General features: G+C 72.9%; 18 protein-coding genes. 3 read left to right on the forward strand and 15 right to left on the reverse strand.

Annotated features, from left to right (window positions below; translation table 11 throughout):
* Positions 1-3 precede the first annotated feature (3 nt).
* Positions 4-1,686 carry an MFS transporter gene (locus IE242_RS27195; RefSeq protein WP_189863775.1) on the reverse strand — a complete coding sequence of 561 codons (1,683 nt, stop codon included), beginning with the start codon at positions 1,684-1,686 and terminating at the stop codon, positions 4-6.
* Positions 1,687-2,125: 439 nt separating this feature from the next.
* Here IE242_RS27195 and IE242_RS27200 point away from each other — a divergent pair, with 439 nt between their 5' ends.
* On the forward strand, positions 2,126-3,115 hold the full coding sequence (locus IE242_RS27200; RefSeq protein WP_189863777.1) for an alpha/beta hydrolase: 990 nt from the start codon (positions 2,126-2,128) through the stop codon (positions 3,113-3,115).
* Between the two features lie 92 nt (positions 3,116-3,207).
* Here IE242_RS27200 and IE242_RS27205 read toward each other — a convergent pair whose 3' ends face one another.
* The 3 genes from IE242_RS27205 to IE242_RS27215 all read right to left on the reverse strand — a co-directional run bounded on the left by IE242_RS27205 (position 3,208) and on the right by IE242_RS27215 (position 7,192).
* Complete coding sequence (locus IE242_RS27205) at positions 3,208-5,592, reverse strand: ATP-binding cassette domain-containing protein (protein ID WP_189863779.1); 2,385 nt, start codon at positions 5,590-5,592, stop codon at positions 3,208-3,210.
* A gap of 121 nt (positions 5,593-5,713) precedes the next feature.
* Positions 5,714-6,163 carry a helix-turn-helix transcriptional regulator gene (locus IE242_RS27210; RefSeq protein WP_189863890.1) on the reverse strand — a complete coding sequence of 150 codons (450 nt, stop codon included), beginning with the start codon at positions 6,161-6,163 and terminating at the stop codon, positions 5,714-5,716.
* A 90-nt stretch (positions 6,164-6,253) separates the two neighbouring features.
* Positions 6,254-7,192 (reverse strand): oxidoreductase, encoded by a 939-nt coding sequence (locus IE242_RS27215; RefSeq protein WP_189863781.1) that lies wholly within the window; start codon positions 7,190-7,192, stop codon positions 6,254-6,256.
* 81 nt (positions 7,193-7,273) lie between these two features.
* Here IE242_RS27215 and IE242_RS27220 point away from each other — a divergent pair, with 81 nt between their 5' ends.
* Positions 7,274-7,906, forward strand: a complete 633-nt coding sequence (locus tag IE242_RS27220) for a TetR family transcriptional regulator (RefSeq protein ID WP_189863783.1) — start codon at positions 7,274-7,276, stop codon at positions 7,904-7,906.
* Here the strand turns inward: IE242_RS27220 and IE242_RS27225 are convergent, their stop codons facing one another.
* Together IE242_RS27225 and IE242_RS27230 are read right to left on the reverse strand one after the other, a co-directional pair.
* Positions 7,907-8,809, reverse strand: coding sequence for an SGNH/GDSL hydrolase family protein (locus IE242_RS27225; RefSeq protein WP_189863785.1), 903 nt, complete (start codon positions 8,807-8,809; stop codon positions 7,907-7,909).
* Positions 8,810-8,811: 2 nt separating this feature from the next.
* Positions 8,812-9,444, reverse strand: a complete 633-nt coding sequence (locus IE242_RS27230) for an NAD(P)-dependent oxidoreductase (RefSeq protein WP_189863787.1) — start codon at positions 9,442-9,444, stop codon at positions 8,812-8,814.
* A gap of 108 nt (positions 9,445-9,552) precedes the next feature.
* Between IE242_RS27230 and IE242_RS27235 the strand changes: the two genes are divergently transcribed.
* A complete protein-coding gene (locus tag IE242_RS27235) occupies positions 9,553-10,128 on the forward strand; it encodes a TetR/AcrR family transcriptional regulator (protein ID WP_189863789.1) in 576 nt (191 codons plus the stop codon).
* 39 nt (positions 10,129-10,167) lie between these two features.
* On the opposite strand, the gene IE242_RS27240 is transcribed toward IE242_RS27235, so the two are convergent.
* The 9 genes from IE242_RS27240 to IE242_RS27280 form a co-directional block, all read right to left on the reverse strand.
* Entirely contained in the window at positions 10,168-10,818 is a 651-nt protein-coding gene (locus IE242_RS27240; RefSeq protein WP_189863791.1) for a CoA transferase subunit B, read from the reverse strand.
* Positions 10,818-11,576 (reverse strand): CoA transferase subunit A, encoded by a 759-nt coding sequence (locus tag IE242_RS27245; protein ID WP_189863793.1) that lies wholly within the window; start codon positions 11,574-11,576, stop codon positions 10,818-10,820. The genes IE242_RS27240 and IE242_RS27245 overlap by 1 nt, the downstream gene beginning before the upstream one ends.
* Positions 11,573-12,340 (reverse strand): SDR family NAD(P)-dependent oxidoreductase, encoded by a 768-nt coding sequence (locus tag IE242_RS27250; protein WP_189863795.1) that lies wholly within the window; start codon positions 12,338-12,340, stop codon positions 11,573-11,575. The genes IE242_RS27245 and IE242_RS27250 overlap by 4 nt, the downstream gene beginning before the upstream one ends.
* Complete coding sequence (locus tag IE242_RS27255) at positions 12,337-13,308, reverse strand: fumarylacetoacetate hydrolase family protein (protein ID WP_189863797.1); 972 nt, start codon at positions 13,306-13,308, stop codon at positions 12,337-12,339. Before IE242_RS27255 ends, IE242_RS27250 begins: the two co-directional genes overlap by 4 nt.
* A gap of 106 nt (positions 13,309-13,414) precedes the next feature.
* Entirely contained in the window at positions 13,415-14,347 is a 933-nt protein-coding gene (locus tag IE242_RS27260) for a VOC family protein (RefSeq protein WP_189863799.1), read from the reverse strand.
* Positions 14,348-14,351: 4 nt separating this feature from the next.
* On the reverse strand, positions 14,352-15,362 hold the full coding sequence (locus IE242_RS27265; RefSeq protein ID WP_189863801.1) for an amidohydrolase family protein: 1,011 nt from the start codon (positions 15,360-15,362) through the stop codon (positions 14,352-14,354).
* Positions 15,359-16,498 carry an FAD-dependent oxidoreductase gene (locus tag IE242_RS27270; protein WP_189863803.1) on the reverse strand — a complete coding sequence of 380 codons (1,140 nt, stop codon included), beginning with the start codon at positions 16,496-16,498 and terminating at the stop codon, positions 15,359-15,361. Before IE242_RS27270 ends, IE242_RS27265 begins: the two co-directional genes overlap by 4 nt.
* A 25-nt stretch (positions 16,499-16,523) precedes the next feature.
* Positions 16,524-17,492, reverse strand: a complete 969-nt coding sequence (locus IE242_RS27275; RefSeq protein WP_189863805.1) for a cyclase family protein — start codon at positions 17,490-17,492, stop codon at positions 16,524-16,526.
* Complete coding sequence (locus tag IE242_RS27280) at positions 17,489-18,499, reverse strand: fumarylacetoacetate hydrolase family protein (RefSeq protein ID WP_189863807.1); 1,011 nt, start codon at positions 18,497-18,499, stop codon at positions 17,489-17,491. Before IE242_RS27280 ends, IE242_RS27275 begins: the two co-directional genes overlap by 4 nt.
* Between the last annotated feature and the right edge of the window lie 42 nt (positions 18,500-18,541).

Genomic DNA, 18,541 nt, shown 5'->3' on the forward strand with positions numbered 1-18,541 from the left:
GCCTCAGTCCGGTGACGGGGCATCCGGTGCACCTGGTGCGATGCCGGGTGCACCGTCGGGTACGACCGGACCCGCCGCCGTGTCGAACGCGTGGGTCACCTCGGGTGCGCTGCCCGGGGCGAGGAGCGCGCGCGCTCGTTCCTCGTGGCGGCGGTCGCTCGCCGTCAGCCGGGCGTGGTGCTGCGCGAGGTGCTCGGACCAGGAGGGCACCAGGTAGTTCTCGACGTACCGTGCCGGATCGTTGCCGTCCTGGTAGAGACCCCAGGTGAGCGCTCCGGTACGGCGTCGTGACCGGGCGACGTACGCCATGCGGTCCGTGAACTCGGCGCCCTTGCCCGGGGCGACGCGGTACGCGACGGACACCAGCACGGGACCGTCCGAGGGGCCGGGCTCGAACACCAGCGGCGGCGCGGGCCAGTGGCTCGACGGAGACGGATCGATGTCCTGGGCGTCATGCAGCGGCCAGCGGCGCACGGTGACCGCGCCGGCCAGCATCAGGACGGCGCCGGCCAGCAGCGCGGCGGTCAGGCTGAACCGGTCGGCCACGGCACCCCACACGGGTGCCGCCAGCGCCTGCCCGCCCTGGAAGACCAGGAGGTAGACGGCGAGCCCACGGGCCCTGACCCAGCCCGGAAGCCGCATCTGCACAGCCGTGTTGAGCGTGGAGAGCCCGGCGATCCAGGCGAGCCCGGCGGGCAGCAGCGCGACCGCCACCAGCCACGGCACCCGGACGAGGGCCAGCGCGGCCAGGACGGCGGCGAAGGCCAGCGTGCCCGCGACGAGGGTGCCGTTGGCGCCGAGGGCCCTGCCGATCCGGGGCAGCACGAAGGCCCCGCCCACGGCACCGGCCCCCACCACGCCCAGCAGCACCCCGTAGCCACCCGCGCCCAGGCCGAGGGACCGGCTCGCGGTCAGCGGCAGCAGGGCCCACAGCGCGGCGCCGCCGGGAACGAACAGCATCGTCCGCAGGAGGACCCGGCGGACTCCCGGCGAGTGCCACACATAGCGGCGGGCCGCGTACAGGGCGGTCAGCAGCCCCTCGTTCCCGCCGGGCCGGGGCGTCGCCGCCGGCCGCCGCCAGGCCATCAGCACGCCGGCGATGCCGAGGTAGGAGGCCGCGTTGAAGGCGAAGACCCAGCCCGGTCCCGCCGCCGTGACCACCGCGCCGCCGACGGCGGGCCCGACCGCGCGGGCCAGGTTCATGTTCACCGCGCCGAGCGCGGCCGCCTGGCCGAGGCGCTCCCGCTCCACCAGCTCCGGCTGGACGGCCTGCCAGGCCGGTCCCATCAGGGCCGTACCGCACCCCAGCAGGAAGGTGAGGGCCAGCAGCGTCAGCGGGGTGAGGGCGTCCGCGAACGCCAGCGCGGTCAGCACGCAGGAGACCGCCAGCATGGCGAACTGGGCCGTCAGCAGCACCGCACGGCGGTCGAAGCGGTCGGCGAGCACACCGGAGGGCAGGGCCAGCAGCACGATGGGCAGACTGGACGCCGTCTGCACGAGGGTCACCAGCGCGGCGCTCTCCCCGACCAGCAGCCACTGCGCGCCGACGGTCTGCATCCAGGTGCCGGTGTTCGAGACCAGCTGGGCGATCCACAGCGCCCGGAAGACGCGGGCCGCCAGGGGTGCCCAGGGGGAGTCGGGTCTGGCGGGCTCAGGGGATCTCGGTGGGGTGTGTGCGGAGCTCATCCTGGTCCAGGCCGGTGGGGAGTGCGGATGCGGACGGCCTCCGGCCGGGCCGTGCGCGTTTGCGTGCTGTGGTGTGTCCGTAGGGCCTGGGCCCGTGGCCTGCGGCCGCCGACCGGGAGCGCCGACACCTTCTGCGTCTCCCCGCCGGAGCGGGACCGTGCTTGCCGTGCTCGCCCGGCCAGCAACGTAGGCGTGCACGGCGGGCCCGCTTGTTCCGTCAGCGCACCGCTCGCGTCCGCACAGCGCACAGCGCACGCAGAGCCCACTGCGCGGGGTCTCCTCGGTGCGCTGAAGGACCAGTGGAGGTGCGCTCGCGGGCAACCACCGCTCGCCGGACGGTCCTAGCGTGACGGGCGACGGAACCGGAGCGCTCGGCGCGCGTCTGACCGTCATCGCCGGAAGGGCCGGCGGCACGCCACTGAACCACCAGGAGACACACATGTCCGATTCCGTCGCACCGAACCAGCCGGGCCGGCCCGTCCGTCCTGTCCTCGAGCCCGCCGCCCAGGAGTTCGTCGAGGCCACCGCGAACCCGCCGTACCTGTTCGACCTCGGTCCGGCCGAGGGCCGCAAGACCGTCGACGAGGTGCAGTCCGGTGAGATCGACAAGCCGGCCGTCGACGAGGAGTGGATCACCGTCTCCGGCGGGCCCACCGGCAGCGTCCGCGCCCGCGTCGTCAAGCCCGCCGGGGACCGGGGCACCCTGCCGGTGATCCTGTACATCCACGGCGCCGGCTGGGTGTTCGGCAACGCCCACACCCACGACCGCCTGGTGCGCGAACTCGCCGTCGGCGCCGGCGCCGCGGTGGTCTTCCCCGAGTACGACCTCTCGCCCGAGGCCCGCTACCCGGTCGCCATCGAGCAGAACTACGCCGTCGCCCGCTGGGTCGTGGAGGAGGGCGCGGCCAAGGGCCTGGACGGTGCGCGGCTGGCCGTGGCCGGTGACTCCGTGGGCGGCAACATGACCGCCGCGCTGACACTGATGGCCAAGGAGCGCGGCGACCTGCCCCTGGTGCAGCAGGTGCTGTTCTACCCGGTGACCGACGCGGGCTTCGACACCGGCTCCTACCACCAGTTCGCGACAGGCTACTTCCTGCGCCGCGACGGCATGCAGTGGTTCTGGGACCAGTACACCACCGACCCCGACCGGCGCGCCGAGATCACCGCCTCCCCGCTGCGCGCCACCACCGAGCAGCTCACCGGCCTCCCCCCGGCCCTGGTCATCACCGCCGAGGCCGATGTGCTGCGTGACGAGGGCGAGGCCTACGCCAACAAGCTGCGCGAGGCCGGAGTGCCCGTCACCGCCGTCCGCTACCAGGGCATCATCCACGACTTCGTGATGCTCAACGCCCTGCGCGGCACGCACGCCGCCGACGCCGCCATCAACCAGGCGGTCGCCGTCCTGCGCACGGCCCTGCACGCCGCCTGAGCGCGCGGTGCCGGAGGAGGGGAGAGCCCGGCCGGGGGCCGCGCGTCCGTGCGGACGCGCGGCCCCCGGTGCGTTCCGGCACCGGTGCCGGGTCAGGCGCCGACGTAGTCCGCGAGGTGCTCGCCCGTGAGCGTGGAGCGGGCGGCGACGAGGTCGGCGGGCGTGCCCTCGAAGACGATCCGGCCGCCCTCGTGGCCCGCGCCGGGGCCCAGGTCGATGATCCAGTCCGCGTGCGCCATGACCGCCTGGTGGTGCTCGACGACGATGACCGACTTGCCCGCGTCGACGAGCCGGTCCAGCAGGCCGAGCAGGTGCTCGACGTCGGCGAGGTGGAGGCCGGCGGTCGGCTCGTCGAGGACGTAGATCCCGCCCTCCTCGGCCATGTGCACGGCCAGCTTCAGCCGCTGCCGCTCGCCGCCGGAGAGCGTGGTGAGCGGCTGCCCGAGGGTGAGGTAGCCGAGCCCGACGTCGGACAGCCGCTGCAGTATCTTGTGCGCGGCCGGAGTACGTGCCTCGCCGGCGGCGAAGAACTCCTCCGCCTCGGTCACCGGCATCGCGAGCACCTCGCTGATGTCGCGGCCGCCGAGCCGGTACTCCAGCACCGAGGCCTGGAACCGCCGCCCCTCGCACTCCTCGCAGGTGGTGGCGACGCCCGCCATCATCGCCAGGTCGGCGTAGACGACCCCGGCGCCGTTGCAGCCGGGGCAGGCGCCCTCGGAGTTGGCGCTGAACAGCGCCGGTTTGACGCCGTTGGCCTTGGCGAACGCCTTGCGGATCGGGTCGAGCAGCCCGGTGTACGTCGCCGGGTTGCTCCGCCGGGAGCCGCGGATCGCACTCTGGTCGACCGAGACCACGCCCGCGCCGGCCGGGACCGATCCGTGCACGAGCGAGCTCTTGCCGGAGCCGGCGACGCCGGTGACGACGCAGAGCACGCCGAGCGGGACGTCGACGTCGACGTTCTGCAGGTTGTGGGCGTCGGCGCCGCGGATCTCCAGCGTGCCGGTGGACTCGCGGACCGTCTTCTTCAGGGCGGCCCGGTCGTCGAAGTGGCGGCCGGTCAGGGAGTCGGCGGTGCGCAGTCCCTCGACGGTGCCCTCGAAGCAGACGGTGCCGCCCGCCGTGCCGGCGCCGGGGCCGAGGTCCACGACGTGGTCGGCGATCGCGATGACCTCGGGCTTGTGCTCCACGACGAGGACCGTGTTGCCCTTGTCCCGCAGCCGCAGCAGCAGGTTGTTCATCCGCTGGATGTCATGGGGGTGCAGGCCCGTGGTGGGCTCGTCGAAGACGTACGTGACGTCGGTGAGCGAGGAGCCCAGATGCCGGATCATCTTGGTGCGCTGCGCCTCGCCGCCCGACAGCGTGCCCGCCGGCCGGTCCAGCGAGAGATAGCCGAGGCCGATCTCCACGAACGAGTCGAGGGTCTGCTGGAGCGCGGTGAGCAGCGGCTTCACCGACGGTACGTCGAGGCCGCGGACCCACTCGGCCAGGTCGCGGATCTCCATCGCGCAGGCGTCGGCGATGCTGATCCCCTCGATCTTCGACGACCGGGCGCCCTCGCTGAGCCGGGTGCCGTCGCACTCGGGACAGGTGGTGAAGGTGACCGCCCGCTCCACGAACGCCCGGATGTGCGGCTGCATCGACTCCTTGTCCTTGGACAGGAACGACTTCTGGATCTTGGGGATCAGTCCCTCGTAGGTGAGGTTGACGCCGTTGACCTTCACCTTGGTCGGCTCCCGGTACAGGAAGTCCCGCATCTCCGCTTCCGTGAACTCACGGATGGGCTTCTCCGGGTCGAGGAAGCCCGACTGGGCGTAGACGCCCACGGTCCACACGTTGTCCGACTTCCAGCCGGGGATGGTGAACGCGCCCTCGGCGATCGACCTGGAGTCGTCGTACAGCTGGGTGAGGTCGATGTCGGAGACCGTGCCGCGGCCCTCGCAGCGGGTGCACATGCCGCCGGTGCGCTCGAAGGTCGCCTTCACGGCCTTCTTGGCGCCGCGCTCGACGGTGATCGCCCCGCTCGCCTTCACCGAGGCGGTGTTGAAGGAGTACGCGCTGGGCGGGCCGATGTGCGGCTGCCCGAGCCGGCTGAAGAGGATGCGCAGCATCGCGTTGGCGTCCGTGGCGGTGCCGACCGTGGAGCGGGGGTCGCCGCCCATCCGCTGCTGGTCGACGGAGATCACCGTGGTCAGCCCGTCGAGCACGTCGACCTCGGGCCGCGCCAGGTTCGGCATGAAGCCCTGCACGAAGGCGCTGTACGTCTCGTTGATCAGCCGCTGCGACTCCGCGGCGATCGTGTCGAACACCAGCGAGCTCTTGCCCGAGCCGGAGACACCGGTGAACACCGTCAGCCGGCGCTTCGGGATCTCGATGCTGACGTCCTTGAGGTTGTTCTCGCGCGCCCCGTGCACGCGGATCAGATCGTGGCTGTCGGCGGGGTGCGGCGCAGGCGACTGCGGGTCCGTGCTCGTGGCCATGCTCAAGATGATCTCCGTAAGGTGTCGTGCGGAGCCGTCTGCGCGGTCTCCGTCGGCGTCGCCTGGCTCGCTCGCGTGCCGGTGCTCATCGGACGGTTGAGCCCCGTCTCCGGGTACGGCGTCACGTTACGTCCGGCCCGGCGGGCCGCGCTTCTCGATTCCTGATCGGCCTGGTCACCTGTTTCGCGACGCAGGACGGCATCCCCGCCGTGGCGCGCTGCGCCTCGCGCCGGTAGACGCTGGGCGGCACACCGACCAGTTCGGTGAAGCGCGTGCTGAAGGTGCCCAGCGACGAGCAGCCGACCTCGAAGCAGACCTCGGTGACGCTGAGGTCGCCACGGCGCAGCAGCGCCATCGCGCGCTCGATGCGCCGCGTCATCAGATAGCCGTACGGGGACTCGCCGTAGGCGCGCCGGAACTCGCGGCTGAGATGCCCGGCGGACATGTTCACGCCACGGGCGAGCGCCTCGACGTTCAGCGGCTGTGCGTACTCGCGGTCGATCCGGTCGCGCACGCGGCGCAGCAGCGCGAGGTCACGCAGGCGCTGCGCGGAGGTGGGTCTGCTGGTCACGGTCACGCGCGTGATCGTGCCACGCCGTACGGGAGTTGCCCAGTGCCGCAGGTGTCCGGGCCGCTGCCCCGCCGTCCTCTCCCGCCGGGCTCAGCCGACGGCCGGGAACACGAACCGTACGCCGGTCAGCCGCTCCGACAGCTCCCACAGACGGCGGCCGGTCCCGGGGTCGTCCGCCGCGGGGGACAGCCGTACCCGCGTCGGCGCGCCGCGCAGCTCGGCCGGGCCGTCGGGCCCGATGAACTCACCGCCCGCCGCGTCCGGGTCGGTCGCCGCGTACAGCTGGGGCAGTGCGCCCCGGGCGGGGGGCTGGGCGAGGAGCGGGCTCCCGATACGGCCGAACACGATCCGCCAGAGCCTGGTCGGCGCACTCGTCTGCAGGTTGGTCGCGGTGTAGCCGGGATGGGCGAGCAGGCTGCGCACCGGGCTGCCGGCCGTGGTCAGCCGCCGGTGGAGTTCCCGGCCGAAGACGGCATTGGCGAGCTTCGACTGGTTGTAGAAGGCCATCGGCGCGTAGCCGCGCTCACCGGTGATGTCGTCGAAGCGGATGTGCCCCTGGCGGTGGTTGACCGAGCTCACCGTGACCACGCGGGGGTCCCGCCCGGCGGTCAGCAGGTCGAGGAGCAGCCCGGTGAGCGCGAAGTGCCCGAGGTGGTTGCAGGCGAACTGCAGCTCGTGACCCTGCGCGCTCAGGGAGCGTGGCGGTGCCATCACCCCGGCGTTGTTGACGAGCACGTCCACCCGCGGACGGTCGGCGCGCAGCCGGTCGGCGAAGTCCCGTACCGAGTCCAGATCGGCGAGGTCGAGACGGCGTACCTCCAGGTCGGCGGACGGCTGTGCGGCGGTGATCTCCGCGACCGCCCGGTGGCCCTTGTCCTCGTCGCGCACCGCGAGGATCACGTGCCCGCCCCGGCGGGCGAGCGCCCGGGTGGTCGCCAGACCGAGGCCGCTGTTGGCCCCGGTGACGACGAACACCCGCCCGGTCTGGTCCGGGATCTGTCCGGCGGTCCAGCGCTGCTGCTTGCTCATGCGGCACATGCTGCCGTCGGTGGCACTTGGTGTCAACATGAGTCTCGGTGTCATGTGAGGCATGGGGTGTACGATCGCCCGGTGAGCTCCCACACCTCCCGCCCCGCCGTCAGCCTCGCCCAGCGCAAACGTCAGCTCGTCTCGGACGAACTGACCGAAGCGGCGCTGCAACTGCTCGCGGTGAAGGGGTTCGACGCGGTCACCGTCGACGAGATCGTGGCCGCCGCCGGTGTCTCCAAGCGGACGTTCTTCCGGTACTTCGCGTCGAAGGAGGACGTGGTCGTCCAGTTCCTGGCCGACATGGGCGCCGGCATGCGGGCGGAGCTGGCGGCCCGCCCCGCCGGGGAACGCCCTTCCGCGGCCCTGCTGCACGCGGTCTCCGGCCCCCTCGCGGCCTGCGCGGACCACTCCGACCATGCCGAACGGGCGCTGCGCGTCGTCCAGTTGATCCTGCGGACCCCCGCCCTGCTCGCCCGGTTCCTGGAACGCCAGGCGCAGTGGCGCGAGGAGCTGACGGCGGAGCTGGCGCACCGGCTGGGGCTCGATCCCGACAGCCACCTGTACCCGAGGCTGGCCGCCGGAACGGCGCTGACGGCCTTCGACGCCGTACTGCACCGGTGGAGCGGCAGCGACGGCGCCGAGGACCCCGCCGAACTGGTCGGCCGGGCCTTCGCCGTCATCGCTCCGGCGCTGGACGCCGTCCCGGAGCAGTGATCATCCGGTCCGCGGGCGGCCCTGCCCGGCGCCGCGGGCGGAGGACAGCCACCGGGCGGCGAGATCGGTGACGACGGCACCGCCCCGGTCGCTGAGGTGGATGTGGTCGACGAACAGTTCGAGTCCGTTGCCGCGGGCCACCTCGTCCCAGCTGCGTCCGAGCAGATAGTGCTCGGAGGCCGCCAGGTAGGCCGTGGTGAAGCTGAAGTCGTAGGCGGGCCGGTGGCGGCTCGTGTCGCGCAGGCGGTCGGTGAACCGTTCGTTCACGGGCACGTAGTCGGCGCCGGTGCGGGCGGCGGTCTCCTTGATCGCGGCGTTGTAGTCGCGGAGCCTGCGGTTGATCCCGGCGTCGAGGTCCTCGCCGAGCGGGGGCAGGGACATCAGCGCGACACGGGCGGAGGTCCTGTCCTCGATCCGGTCGACGATCGCGGCGAGGTCGGCCCGGTACTCGTCCGGTGGCACGCCGCCGCGGACGTCGTTGGTGCCGATGAGGACGGTGACCAGGTCCGGGTCGCACGCCACGATGTCGCTGTCGACGCGCTCCAGCAGGTCGGCGCCGGTGTCGCCGTTGGCACCGGCGTTGACGAACACGTGGTCGCGCAGCCCGGGCCGCTCGCGCAGGTCCGTGACCCAGTCCCGGCCGAGCGTGCCCTGGGTCATGCTCGCCCCGGCCGCGACGACCACCGGGCCACCGCCCCGCGGGCGGCCGTCGGCACAGGCGTCGGCCGGTGGGTTGACGGGCGGGCGCAGGAACGTGAGATAGCCGACGGCGCCCGCGGTGCCGAGCACGGCGAGGGCCACGGCGCAGAGGGGGAGGACGACGCGCTTCTTCGCGAGTGGCTTGAGTGGCCTGAGCGCCTTGAACGGGCTGCTGGGCGTCCAGGAAGTGAACGGCTCTCTCATGGTCAGCGGCCCACCGCGATCGTGTGGCCGACGGTGGCCGGGTCGGCCAGCGCGGCGAGGACGGCACGGGCCAGGTCGGTGCGGGCGATCATGATGCCGCCGCGCACGTTGCGGTCGACGGCCGTGCGGTAGGGGCGGGACCTGCCGTCGGTGAGGCGGGGCGGCCGCATGATCGTCCAGTCCAGGCCGCCGGCCCGGACGATCTCCTCGGTGCGGACGAAGTCGGCGAAGGGGCCGCGCAGCACGCGCCGCAGCAGGGGCTTGACGACGGCCCGGGTGAACGGGCCGTCGCCGTCGTCGACGACATGGCCGCCGGCGGTGACGACGACCAGGCGGCGGGTGCCGGTGGCCCGCATCGCGGTGATGATCGCGCGAGCTCCGTCGCCGCACACCGACGTGTCGCCCTTGGAGCGGGGACCCAGGGCCGAGACCACGGCGTCCCGCCCGGCCACCGACTCCCTGATCGCCTCGGGATCCATGGCGTCGGCGGTCACCACGTCGAGGCCCGGGTGGTCCGCCCGCCGCAGGCGGGCCGGGTCCCGGACGACCGCGGTGACGTGATGGCCGGCCGCCAGTGCCTGGTCCAAGAGGTGCTGTCCGGTGCCGCCGGTGGCGCCGAAAACGGTCATACGCATGCTCGTCCTCCCGATCGGACAGGGGCTAGTGAACACTAACCCCCAGACTGGGCTAGTGGTCACTAACCTGTCAATCGAAAGAGCCGGACAGCCATGGGAGGGGCGGCGATGAGCACCCGGGAGCGGATCCTCGACGCGGCGGCGGACATCCTGCGCACCCGCGGCGTCGCACACGCCACGACCAAGGAGATCGCGCAGGCGACGGGTGTCTCGGAGCCCACGCTGTACAAGTACTTCCCGGACAAGGAACGGCTGCTGCTCGCCGTCCTGGAGGAGAGGGTGCCCGGGCTGTCCCAGGTCACGGTGCGCCCGGGCGAAGGCGACGTCGAGGAGAACCTCACGGAACTCGCCCACGCGGCCCTGACCTTCTACCAGCGGTCGATCCCGATGCTGGGTGCCCTTCTCGCGGACCCGCGGCGCATGGCGGCACACCGGGAGGCGATGAGCCGGCACGGCGCCGGGCCGGACCGGGCGGTCGCCGGCTTCGCCGCCTATCTGAGCGCCGAGCGGGACCTCGGGCGCATCGCGGAGGACGCCGACCCGGAGGCGGCGGCGGCCCTCCTGATCGGCGCGTGCTTCCAGGAGGCGTTCCTGCGTTACTACGCCGAGGGGAGGGATGCCGCCGCCGCACCGCGCGCCCGGGCCGAGGCCCTGGCCCGGGCGGTCGTCAGGCCGCTGCGGTGACCGTCCCCGGCGCACGGGGACGGGTGGTTCCGTGCGGCGTCAGCAGGCGGCCGCGAAACCGTCCAGGCGCAGCGGGGCCTCGGTGCGCGCCACGATGTCCTCGACGGTGACGCCCGGGGCGGTCTCGACGAGGGCGAGACCGTCGTCGGTGATGTCGAGGACACCGAGGTCGGTGATGATCCGGTGGACGCACCGCTCGCCGGTGAGCGGCAGCGTGCACTCCTCCAGGACCTTCGGGGAGCCGTCCTTGGCGGTGTGCTCCATGAGGACGATGACGCGGCGGGCGCCGTGCACGAGGTCCATGGCGCCGCCCATGCCCTTGACCATCTTGCCGGGGATCATCCAGTTGGCGAGGTCGCCCCGGGCCGACACCTGCATGGCACCGAGGACGGCGGTGTCGATGTGACCGCCGCGGATCATGCCGAACGACAGCGCGGAGTCGAAGAACGACGCCCCGGGCAGGACGGTGACCGTCTCCTTGCCGGCGTTGATCAGGTCCGGGTCGACCTCGGCCTCGGTGGGGTAGGGGCCGGTGCCGAGGATGCCGTTCTCGGAGTGGAGGACGACGTGGACGCCCGGCGGCAGATGGCCGGGGATGAGGGTGGGCAGGCCGATGCCCAGGTTGACGTAGGAGCCGTCGGTGAGCTCGGCGGCGGCGCGGGCGGCCATCTGGTCGCGGGTCCAGGCCATCAGGAACGTACCGTCCTCTTCTCGATGGGCTTGTCGGACGCCTCTTCGGCGGTGAGCCGTACGACCCTCTGCACGTAGATGCCGGGGAGGTGGATCTCCTCCGGGCTCAGCTCGCCCGGTTCGACGAGCTCCTCGACCTCGGCGACCGTGACGCGTCCGGCCATGGCTGCGAGGGGGTTGAAGTTGGCGGCGGCCCGGCGGAAGACGAGGTTGCCGTGCCGGTCGCCGCGCCAGGCCCGGACGAGGGCGAAGTCGGTGGTGATTCCGTGCTCCAGGACGTACGGACGGCCCGAGAAGTCGCGGGTCTCCTTGGGCGGGGAGGCGACCGCCACCGAACCGCCCCCGGCCGCGTACCGCCAGGGCAGACCGCCCCGGGCGACCTGGGTGCCGACGCCCGCCGGGGTGTAGAAGGCGGGGATGCCCGCGCCGCCCGCGCGCAGGCGTTCGGCGAGGGTGCCCTGCGGGGTCAGCTCCACCTCCAGTTCCCCGTTGAGGTACTGCCGTGCGAACTCCTTGTTCTCGCCCACGTAGGAACCGGTGACGCGGGCGATACGGCCCGCGGCGAGCAGCACGCCGAGGCCGCGGCCGTCGACGCCGCAGTTGTTGGAGACGACCTCCAGGCCCGTGGCGCCCTGCGCGTACAGGGCGCCGATGAGGACGTCCGGGATGCCGGAGAGGCCGAAGCCGCCGACGGCGAGCGAGGCGCCGTCGGGGATGTCGGCGACCGCCTCGGCGGCGTCGCGGATCTCCTTGTTCATGGGTGACGTGTCCTTTCAGGGGCGCCGGCCAGGGCGTCGGAGACCGACTTGACGCCCCCGTGCGCGGTCAGCCCGCCGTCCACGGGGATCTCGGCGCCGGTGATGAACGACGAGTCGTCCGACAGCAGGAAGACGACCAGCGGGGCGACCTCGCCGACGGTCCCGGTGCGGCCCAGCGGTGTCTCGCGGACGTTGGCCTCGCGGAAGGCCGGCGCGGCCGAGGCCGTCATCTCGGTCTCGATGTAGCCGGGGTGGACGGTGTTGACGCGGATGCCGCGCGGGCCCAGTTCCATGGCGGCGGTCCTCGACAGCCCCCGCAGTGCCCACTTGCTGGCGGTGTACGCGACCGGGTAGTGGCCGGTGAGCGCGGCGGAGGAGCCCACGTTGACGATCGACGACCCGGCCGGCATCAGCGGGGCGAGATGCTGGATGCCCAGCAGCGGGCCGGTCACGTTGACGGCGTGCACCCGTGCCATGTCCTCGGGGCGCACGTCGTCGATCCGCGCGCGCCAGGTGACTCCGGCGTTGTTGACCAGCCCGTGCACCTGCCCGTACGCCTCGCGCAGTTCGGCGGCGAGCTCCTCCCAGTCCCGCTCGCTGGTGACGTCCAGGCGCCGGCAGCCCGGGGTCTCCGCCACATCGGTGGCGATCACCCGGGCGCCCTCCCGGGTCAGGGCGACGGCCTCGGCGGCACCCTGCCCGCGGGCCGCGCCGGTGACCACGACGACCTTGCCCAGCAGTCTCTTGGAACGCAGCTCGCTCACGGCCGCTCCCGCGTGCGGCGCCGCCCGGCGGGCAGGGGAACGGGCGCGGGCCCGGGGACCACGGTGTTGGAGACCGTGCCGATGCCCTCGACGGTGAGCGTGACGGTGTCGCCGGGCTTCAGCGGCGGCGGCGTCCGCTCTCCGCGCCGGCCCCACAGTTCGGCGAGGCAGCCGCCGTTGCCGCAGGTCCCCGAGCCGAGGAGGTCGCCGGGCACGACGCGGGTGCCGCGGGAGGCGTAGGCGACCATCTCCTCGAAGGTCCAGCTCATGTTGGACAGCAGATCCGTGCCCACGGTCTCGCCGTTGACCTGCGCGGTCAGGGCGAGCCGCAGGAAGCCCTCGCTGTCGCGGTACGGCTCCAGCTCGTCCGCGGTGACCAGGTACGGGCCGAGGGTGGTGGCGGTGTCCTTGCCCTTGCAGGGGCCGAGGCCGACCTTCATCTCCGCGGACTGGAGGTCGCGGGCGGACCAGTCGTTGAAGACGGTGTAGCCGATGATGTGGTCGCGGGCCTGTTCCGGGGTGAGGTCGCGGCCCTCGCGGCCGATGACGGCGCCGACCTCGAGTTCGAAGTCCAGGACGGCCGAGCCCGGCGGCACGGGAATGTCGTCGTGCGGCCCGAACACGGCGTGCGGGTTGGTGAAGTAGAACGTCGGCGCCGCGTACCACTGCTCGGGTACGCCCGCGGTGCCGTCCACGGACCGCCGTACGCCTTCGACGTGCTCCTCGAAGGTGACGAAGTCCCGGACGGAGGCGGGCCGGAGGGGAGGCAGCAGCCGCACCTGGGAGACATGGGGGCCGGGCGGTACGTCGAGCGAGGCGGAACCGGCGTCGAGCAGTGCCTGGATTCCGTCGCCGGAGGCGATGAGGTCGGTGAGCGAGCGTGCGCCCGGCACGGGGTACAGGGTGCCGTCGTCGTCCACGACGGCGACGCGGTGCTGCTGCTGGTGCTGGTAGGCGGCGAAGCGCATGGGCGGCTCCTGGCGGGGCGGTGGGTGACCGGGGGCGCGGCGGGTGAGTCAGGGCTGGTGACAGGACCGCCGCGCCCCCGGAGTCATGGGGTGGAGGGCTCGGGGATCAGACCGGCGGGGCGACGAAGCAGCCGCGGTCGGGGTCGTTGAAGGACTCCTTGGCGATCAGCTCGTTCATCGGGTTCGCCGTGCCCCACTGGTCGGTGACCTCGGGCTGGGAGAAGTCGTAGACGTGCGGGTGCCAGGTGTCCTCGTCGAGGCACTCCAGCTCGGTGGTGTACTCGACGGTGTTGCCGTGCGGGTCCAGGAAGTACGTGAAGGTGTTGTCGCCCGCCATGTGCCGCCCGGGGCCCCAGATCTTGCGGAAGCCGGCCCGCATCACCCGTCCCGAGCCGCGCATGTACTCGTCCAGGCCGCGCATCTCGAACGAGATGTGGTGCAGGGCGGTGTGCGGGCCCTGCGCGATGGCCATGGAGTGGTGCTGGTTGCTGATCCGCATGAAGTGCATGACCTCGCCCATGTGCGGCGAGCTCAGCGTGTCGGAGAGACGGAAGCCGAGATGGCGCTCGTACCACTCGCGGGTGCGGTTGAGGTCGGGGGAGTTGAGCACGACGTGGGAGAGCTTGACCGGGATCGACTCGCGCTCCTCGATCTTGCGGTGCTGCCGGACCTCGACGTCCGCGGAGACCTCGATGGTGCGCCCGTCGACGTCGAAGAAGCGGAAGCCGTAGCCGCCGCCGGGCGTGTCCACCGTGCCGGGCTGCGATATCAACTGCACGCCGCCCGCGAGGAGTTCCTCGGCGAGCGTGTCCACGTCGGCCGGGCTCGCGGCACCGTACGAGACGAGGTCGAGCCGCTTCTCCTCGGCCTTGCGCAGCCGCACGACGTACTGCTCCGGGGAGCCCTCGGCGGCCAGGAAGGAGATGCCGGAGTCCTCGGCGACCTTGGTGAGGCCCCAGACGCCGGCGTAGAAGTCGAGCTGCTTGTCGTAGTCGGGCACGGCGAGGTCGACGTGCCGGAGATGGGTGAGCAGGCGCATGGTGTCACTCCTTGGAGAGCAGGGCGGCCGCGTTGCCGCCGCGTACGGCGTGGAAGTCGGCCTCGGGCAGACGCGCGGCGCGCAGGGCGCCGACCGGGTCCTCGGTGCCCATGTCGAAGGGGAAGTCCGAGCCGAGCAGGACCCGGTCGGCCCCGGCGACGCGGATCAGCTCCCGCAGCACGTGCGGGTCGTGGACGAGGGAGTCGAAGTACAGCCGCTTGAGATAGCTGCTGGGCAGGTGGGCGCAGCCCGCGCCCGCGTCGGAGCGGGCCGACCAGGCGTGGTCGCTGCGGCCGATGTGGGTGGGCAGATAGCCGCCGCCGTGCGCCGCGATCACCTTCAGCGCGGGGTGGCGGTCGAGCACGCCGGAGAAGATCAGGTGGGACAGGGCGACGGCGTTCTCGGTGGGCTGGCCGACGGTGTTGGACAGGTACCACTGGTCCAGGCGCTCGTCGAGGGTGCAGCCGAAGGGGTGCAGGAAGAGCAGCGCGCCGGTCTCCTCGGCCCGTGCCCACAGGGGCTCGTAGGCCGGGTCCGACAGCTCGCGTCCCGGTGCGTGGCTGGAGAGCTCCACGCCCAGCAGGCCCTGCGTCAGGGCGTGGTCGAGTGCCTCGACCGCGAGGTCCGGGTGCTGGAGGGGGACGAGGCCGAGGCCCCTCAGCCGGTCGGGCGCCGCCGCACAGTGCGCGGCCGTCGCCTCGTTGGCGAGCCGGTACAGCTTTCCGGCCGTGTCCTCGTCCGTCCAGTAGTGGTAGTGCGAGGGGGACGGGCTGACGAGCTGGACGTCCACGCCCTGCGCGTCCATGGCGGCCAGCCGCACGGTGACGTCGGTCAGCCGCGGGATCCGCTCGCGCACCATGGGGCCGCTGACGGCGAGCGCCGCGGGGCCGTTGCGGCGGGCGTCCAGCGCCCTGGCCTCGGCGTGCCCCGGCAGGTCCGCGACCAGTGCCTCCACCTCGGGCAGCAGGACGTGCGCGTGCACGTCGACGGTGGGGACAGCGGGAGACGTCGTCACGGCAGCTCCCTGAGTATCGTCATGGTGCGGCCCATCAGGCCGGGGACGTCGGCGTCGCGCACCCCGTCCAGCTGCCACTGCCCGATCTGCACGGACGCCTCCACGACCGCCCGCACGCGCGGGATGCGCCGCTCGTAGTACTCCTGGAACAGCTCGTCGTCCCACTCCCGGCCGCTCGTGAGCAGTCCGGCGAGGACGAGGGCGTCCTCCAGGGACATCGCCGCGCCCTGCGCGATGGTGGGCGGGCAGCAGTGGGCGGCGTCGCCGGCGAGGACGACCCGGCCGCGGTGCCAGGAGCCCTCGACCAGCAGCCGGTCGAACCAGGTGTAGTTGACCTTCGCCGGGTCGGTGAGGTGCGCGGTGATCTCGGGCCAGTTGCCGCCGTAGTGCCGCGCGAGCGCGCGCATCTCGTCGGCGTACGACTCCGGCGGGATCGTGGCGCGGTCGCGGTTGGCCTCGACGACGTACGCGTAGATCGTGTCCTCGCTGGTGGGGCAGTAGCCGGCGATGTAGGCCGGGCCGCCGTAGGCGAGGTCGGTGCGGGTGACGCCGGCGGGGCGGGGCGCGGCGACGCGCCAGATGGCCATGCCGGTGGGCTCGGGCTTCGCCGTGATGCCGATCGCGGCGCGGGTGGCGGAGCCCAGACCGTCGGCGGCGATCACCAGGTCGTAGCGGCCCTCGGTGCCGTCGGTGAAGCGGACGGAGACGCCGTCCGGGTCCTGGTCGAGGGTCTCGGCCCGGGTGCCCAGCCGTACGGTCGCCCCGCTCGCCCGGACGGCGTCGATGAGGATCCGCTGGAGCTGCGGGCGCTGCATGCCGACGGTGGCGGGCAGGTCGTCGCCGCCGGTGGGCAGGTCGCGCTGGACGTGCAGGACGGTGCCGTCGGGGGCGGTGATGCCCACCTCGTCGAAGCCGAAGCCGGACGCCTTCACCCGCTCCCACACGCCCAGTTCGCGCAGGACGCGCAGGGCGTTGCCCTGGAGGGTGATGCCGGAGCCGGCGGTGGCGTTCCAGTCGTCCTTGGCCTCGATCAGGTCCACCGCCACGCCGGCGCGGCGCAGCAGGATCGTGACGGCGTTGCCGGCCGCGCCGCCGCCGACGACGAGGACCTTCCGGTCCGTCCGGGGTGTGCTCATAGGGGGAACTCCCTTGTTCCGCTGGTTACTTGACGGCTATCGGGTTGACGGGGGAGCCGACCGCGCCCGTGACGGGCAGGGGAGCGGCGGTGAGCCAGAACTCGTACACGCCGTCCGCGGCGCAGTCCCCGGCCAGTGCCTCCAGGTCCCACATCTCGCCGATGAGCAGGCCGATGTTCGGGATGGCGACCTGGTGCAGCGGCTGGAAGGCGTGCTCGAACTCGTTGGGCCGCACCTCGAAGCCCCAGGTGTCGGTGGCGATCGCGGCGATCTCCGTGCCGTGCAGCCAGCCCGCCGTGGTGAAGGACAGGCCGGGCGCGGGGCCGCCGGCGTAGTCGCCCCAGCCGTCGCGGCGGACGCGGGCCAGCTGCCCCGTGCGGACGAGGACGATGTCGCCCCGGCCGACCGTCACGCCGTGTGCGGCGGCGGTCGCGGTCAGGTGCTCCTCGGTGATCGCGAAGCCGTCGGGCAGCTCACCGCCGTCCCCGCCGACGACGCGGCCCACGTCGAGGAGGACGCCCCGCCCGGCGACGTGCGGCGCCATGTGCTCGATGCCGGTGACCAGGTCGCCGTCGGAGGTGACGACCTTCTGGGCGGGCCGCCCGTTCCACGCCCTGCCGTGGTCGAAGATGTGCCCGAGCCCGTCCCACTGCGTGGAGCACTGCAGCGGCATGGCGATCACGTCGTCGGCGCCGCCGATGCCGTGCGGGAAGCCCTGGTTGCCGAGGGCCGCGTCGGTGCCGGTGTCGAGCATGGTGTGCACCGGGTTGGTGCGCCGCCGCCAGCCCTTCTGCGGGCCGTTCATGTCGAACCGCTGGGAGAGGGAGAAGCTGACGCCCCGCCGGACGAGTGCCGCGCCCTCGCGGCGCTTGGCCTCGTCGAGGAAGTTGAGGGTGCCGAGCACGTCGTCCTCGCCCCAGCGGCCCCAGTTGGAGTACGCCTTGGCCGCCCGCGCGATCGAGCCCTCGGGGTCGTGCCGGTCGAGGGCCGTCACGACGCCGCCTCCGCCACACACCGGGTGCGCTGCGCACCGAGCCCGGTGACGGAGCCGTCCATCACGTCGCCGTCGCGCAGCAGCCGCCCCCAGTGCATGCCGTTGCCCGCCGGGCTGCCGGTCAGCACCAGGTCGCCGGGCAGGAGCCGGGCGGTCTGCGACGCGTACGACACCATGCGCGCCACGTCGAAGATCATGTCCTTGGTGGACTCGTCCTGCATGGTCTCGCCGTTGAGCTTCAGCGTGACCCGCAGGTCACCGGGGTCGGCGATCGACTCGGCGGGCACGATCCAGGGGCCGAGCGGAGTGAAGCCGGGCGCGTTCTTGCTGCGCAGCCAGTCGGTGCCGATCTGCGGCATGTCCCGGCGGAAGACGGTCGCCCGGTCGGTCAGGTCGTTGGCGATCGTGTATCCGGCGACGTGGTCCAGCGCCTCCTCGACGGACACCCGGTGGGCCGGCCGGCCGATCACGGCCGCCAGCTCCAGTTCCCAGTCCGGCTTCTCGGCCCAGGCGGGCAGCACCACGTCGTCGTACGGACCCGTGATCGCGCTCGGCAGGCCGAGGAACACGTACGGCAGGTCCTCGGCCGCCCGCCGGTCCATGATCTCCGCCGCCTCCGCGCGCCGCTCCTCCTCGGGCCGGTCGTCGCCCGGGGCGCGGTGGGCGACATGCAGGTCGATCACGTGCCGCCGGTAGTTCGCCCCCGACTGGAAGACCTGGCGCGGCTCCACGGGCGCGTGCACCCGGAAGTCCGCCAGCGGCCTGCGGCCGGGGCCGCTCCCGCCGGCCAGGGCGCGCAGCCGCGGCAGGGCCGTCTCCCAGCGGTCCAGCAGGTCCCGGACCGTCAACCGCCCGTCGTCCAGGGCGACCCGGAGATCGAGCACCTGGGCGTCGGCGGTGACGAGGGCGGGGAAGGCCGGTCCCTCCGGGGACGAGAGGGCCGAGAGGGTGGCGAGGGCGAACGGTCCGGCGAAGAGTGCGGACGCGGGTTCAGGTTTCACGGACATGTCCTCCTGATTGCGGTGCGACTAATCTGGACCCGCGACCCG

This window comes from Streptomyces poonensis (genome assembly GCF_014650915.1).
Lineage (GTDB): Bacteria > Actinomycetota > Actinomycetes > Streptomycetales > Streptomycetaceae > Streptomyces > Streptomyces poonensis.

Bases quoted from the DNA above. Each gene is read 5' to 3' on its own strand.
- IE242_RS27195 (WP_189863775.1), bottom strand. From the start codon at position 1,686: ATGAGCTCCGCACACACCCCACCGAGATCCCCTGAGCCCGCCAGACCC.
- IE242_RS27200 (WP_189863777.1), top strand. From the start codon at position 2,126: ATGTCCGATTCCGTCGCACCGAACCAGCCGGGCCGGCCCGTCCGTCCT.
- IE242_RS27205 (WP_189863779.1), bottom strand. From the start codon at position 5,592: ATGGCCACGAGCACGGACCCGCAGTCGCCTGCGCCGCACCCCGCCGAC.
- IE242_RS27215 (WP_189863781.1), bottom strand. From the start codon at position 7,192: ATGAGCAAGCAGCAGCGCTGGACCGCCGGACAGATCCCGGACCAGACC.
- IE242_RS27225 (WP_189863785.1), bottom strand. From the start codon at position 8,809: ATGAGAGAGCCGTTCACTTCCTGGACGCCCAGCAGCCCGTTCAAGGCG.
- IE242_RS27230 (WP_189863787.1), bottom strand. From the start codon at position 9,444: ATGCGTATGACCGTTTTCGGCGCCACCGGCGGCACCGGACAGCACCTC.
- IE242_RS27235 (WP_189863789.1), top strand. From the start codon at position 9,553: ATGAGCACCCGGGAGCGGATCCTCGACGCGGCGGCGGACATCCTGCGC.
- IE242_RS27240 (WP_189863791.1), bottom strand. From the start codon at position 10,818: ATGGCCTGGACCCGCGACCAGATGGCCGCCCGCGCCGCCGCCGAGCTC.
- IE242_RS27245 (WP_189863793.1), bottom strand. From the start codon at position 11,576: ATGAACAAGGAGATCCGCGACGCCGCCGAGGCGGTCGCCGACATCCCC.
- IE242_RS27255 (WP_189863797.1), bottom strand. From the start codon at position 13,308: ATGCGCTTCGCCGCCTACCAGCACCAGCAGCAGCACCGCGTCGCCGTC.
- IE242_RS27260 (WP_189863799.1), bottom strand. From the start codon at position 14,347: ATGCGCCTGCTCACCCATCTCCGGCACGTCGACCTCGCCGTGCCCGAC.
- IE242_RS27270 (WP_189863803.1), bottom strand. From the start codon at position 16,498: ATGAGCACACCCCGGACGGACCGGAAGGTCCTCGTCGTCGGCGGCGGC.
- IE242_RS27280 (WP_189863807.1), bottom strand. From the start codon at position 18,499: ATGTCCGTGAAACCTGAACCCGCGTCCGCACTCTTCGCCGGACCGTTC.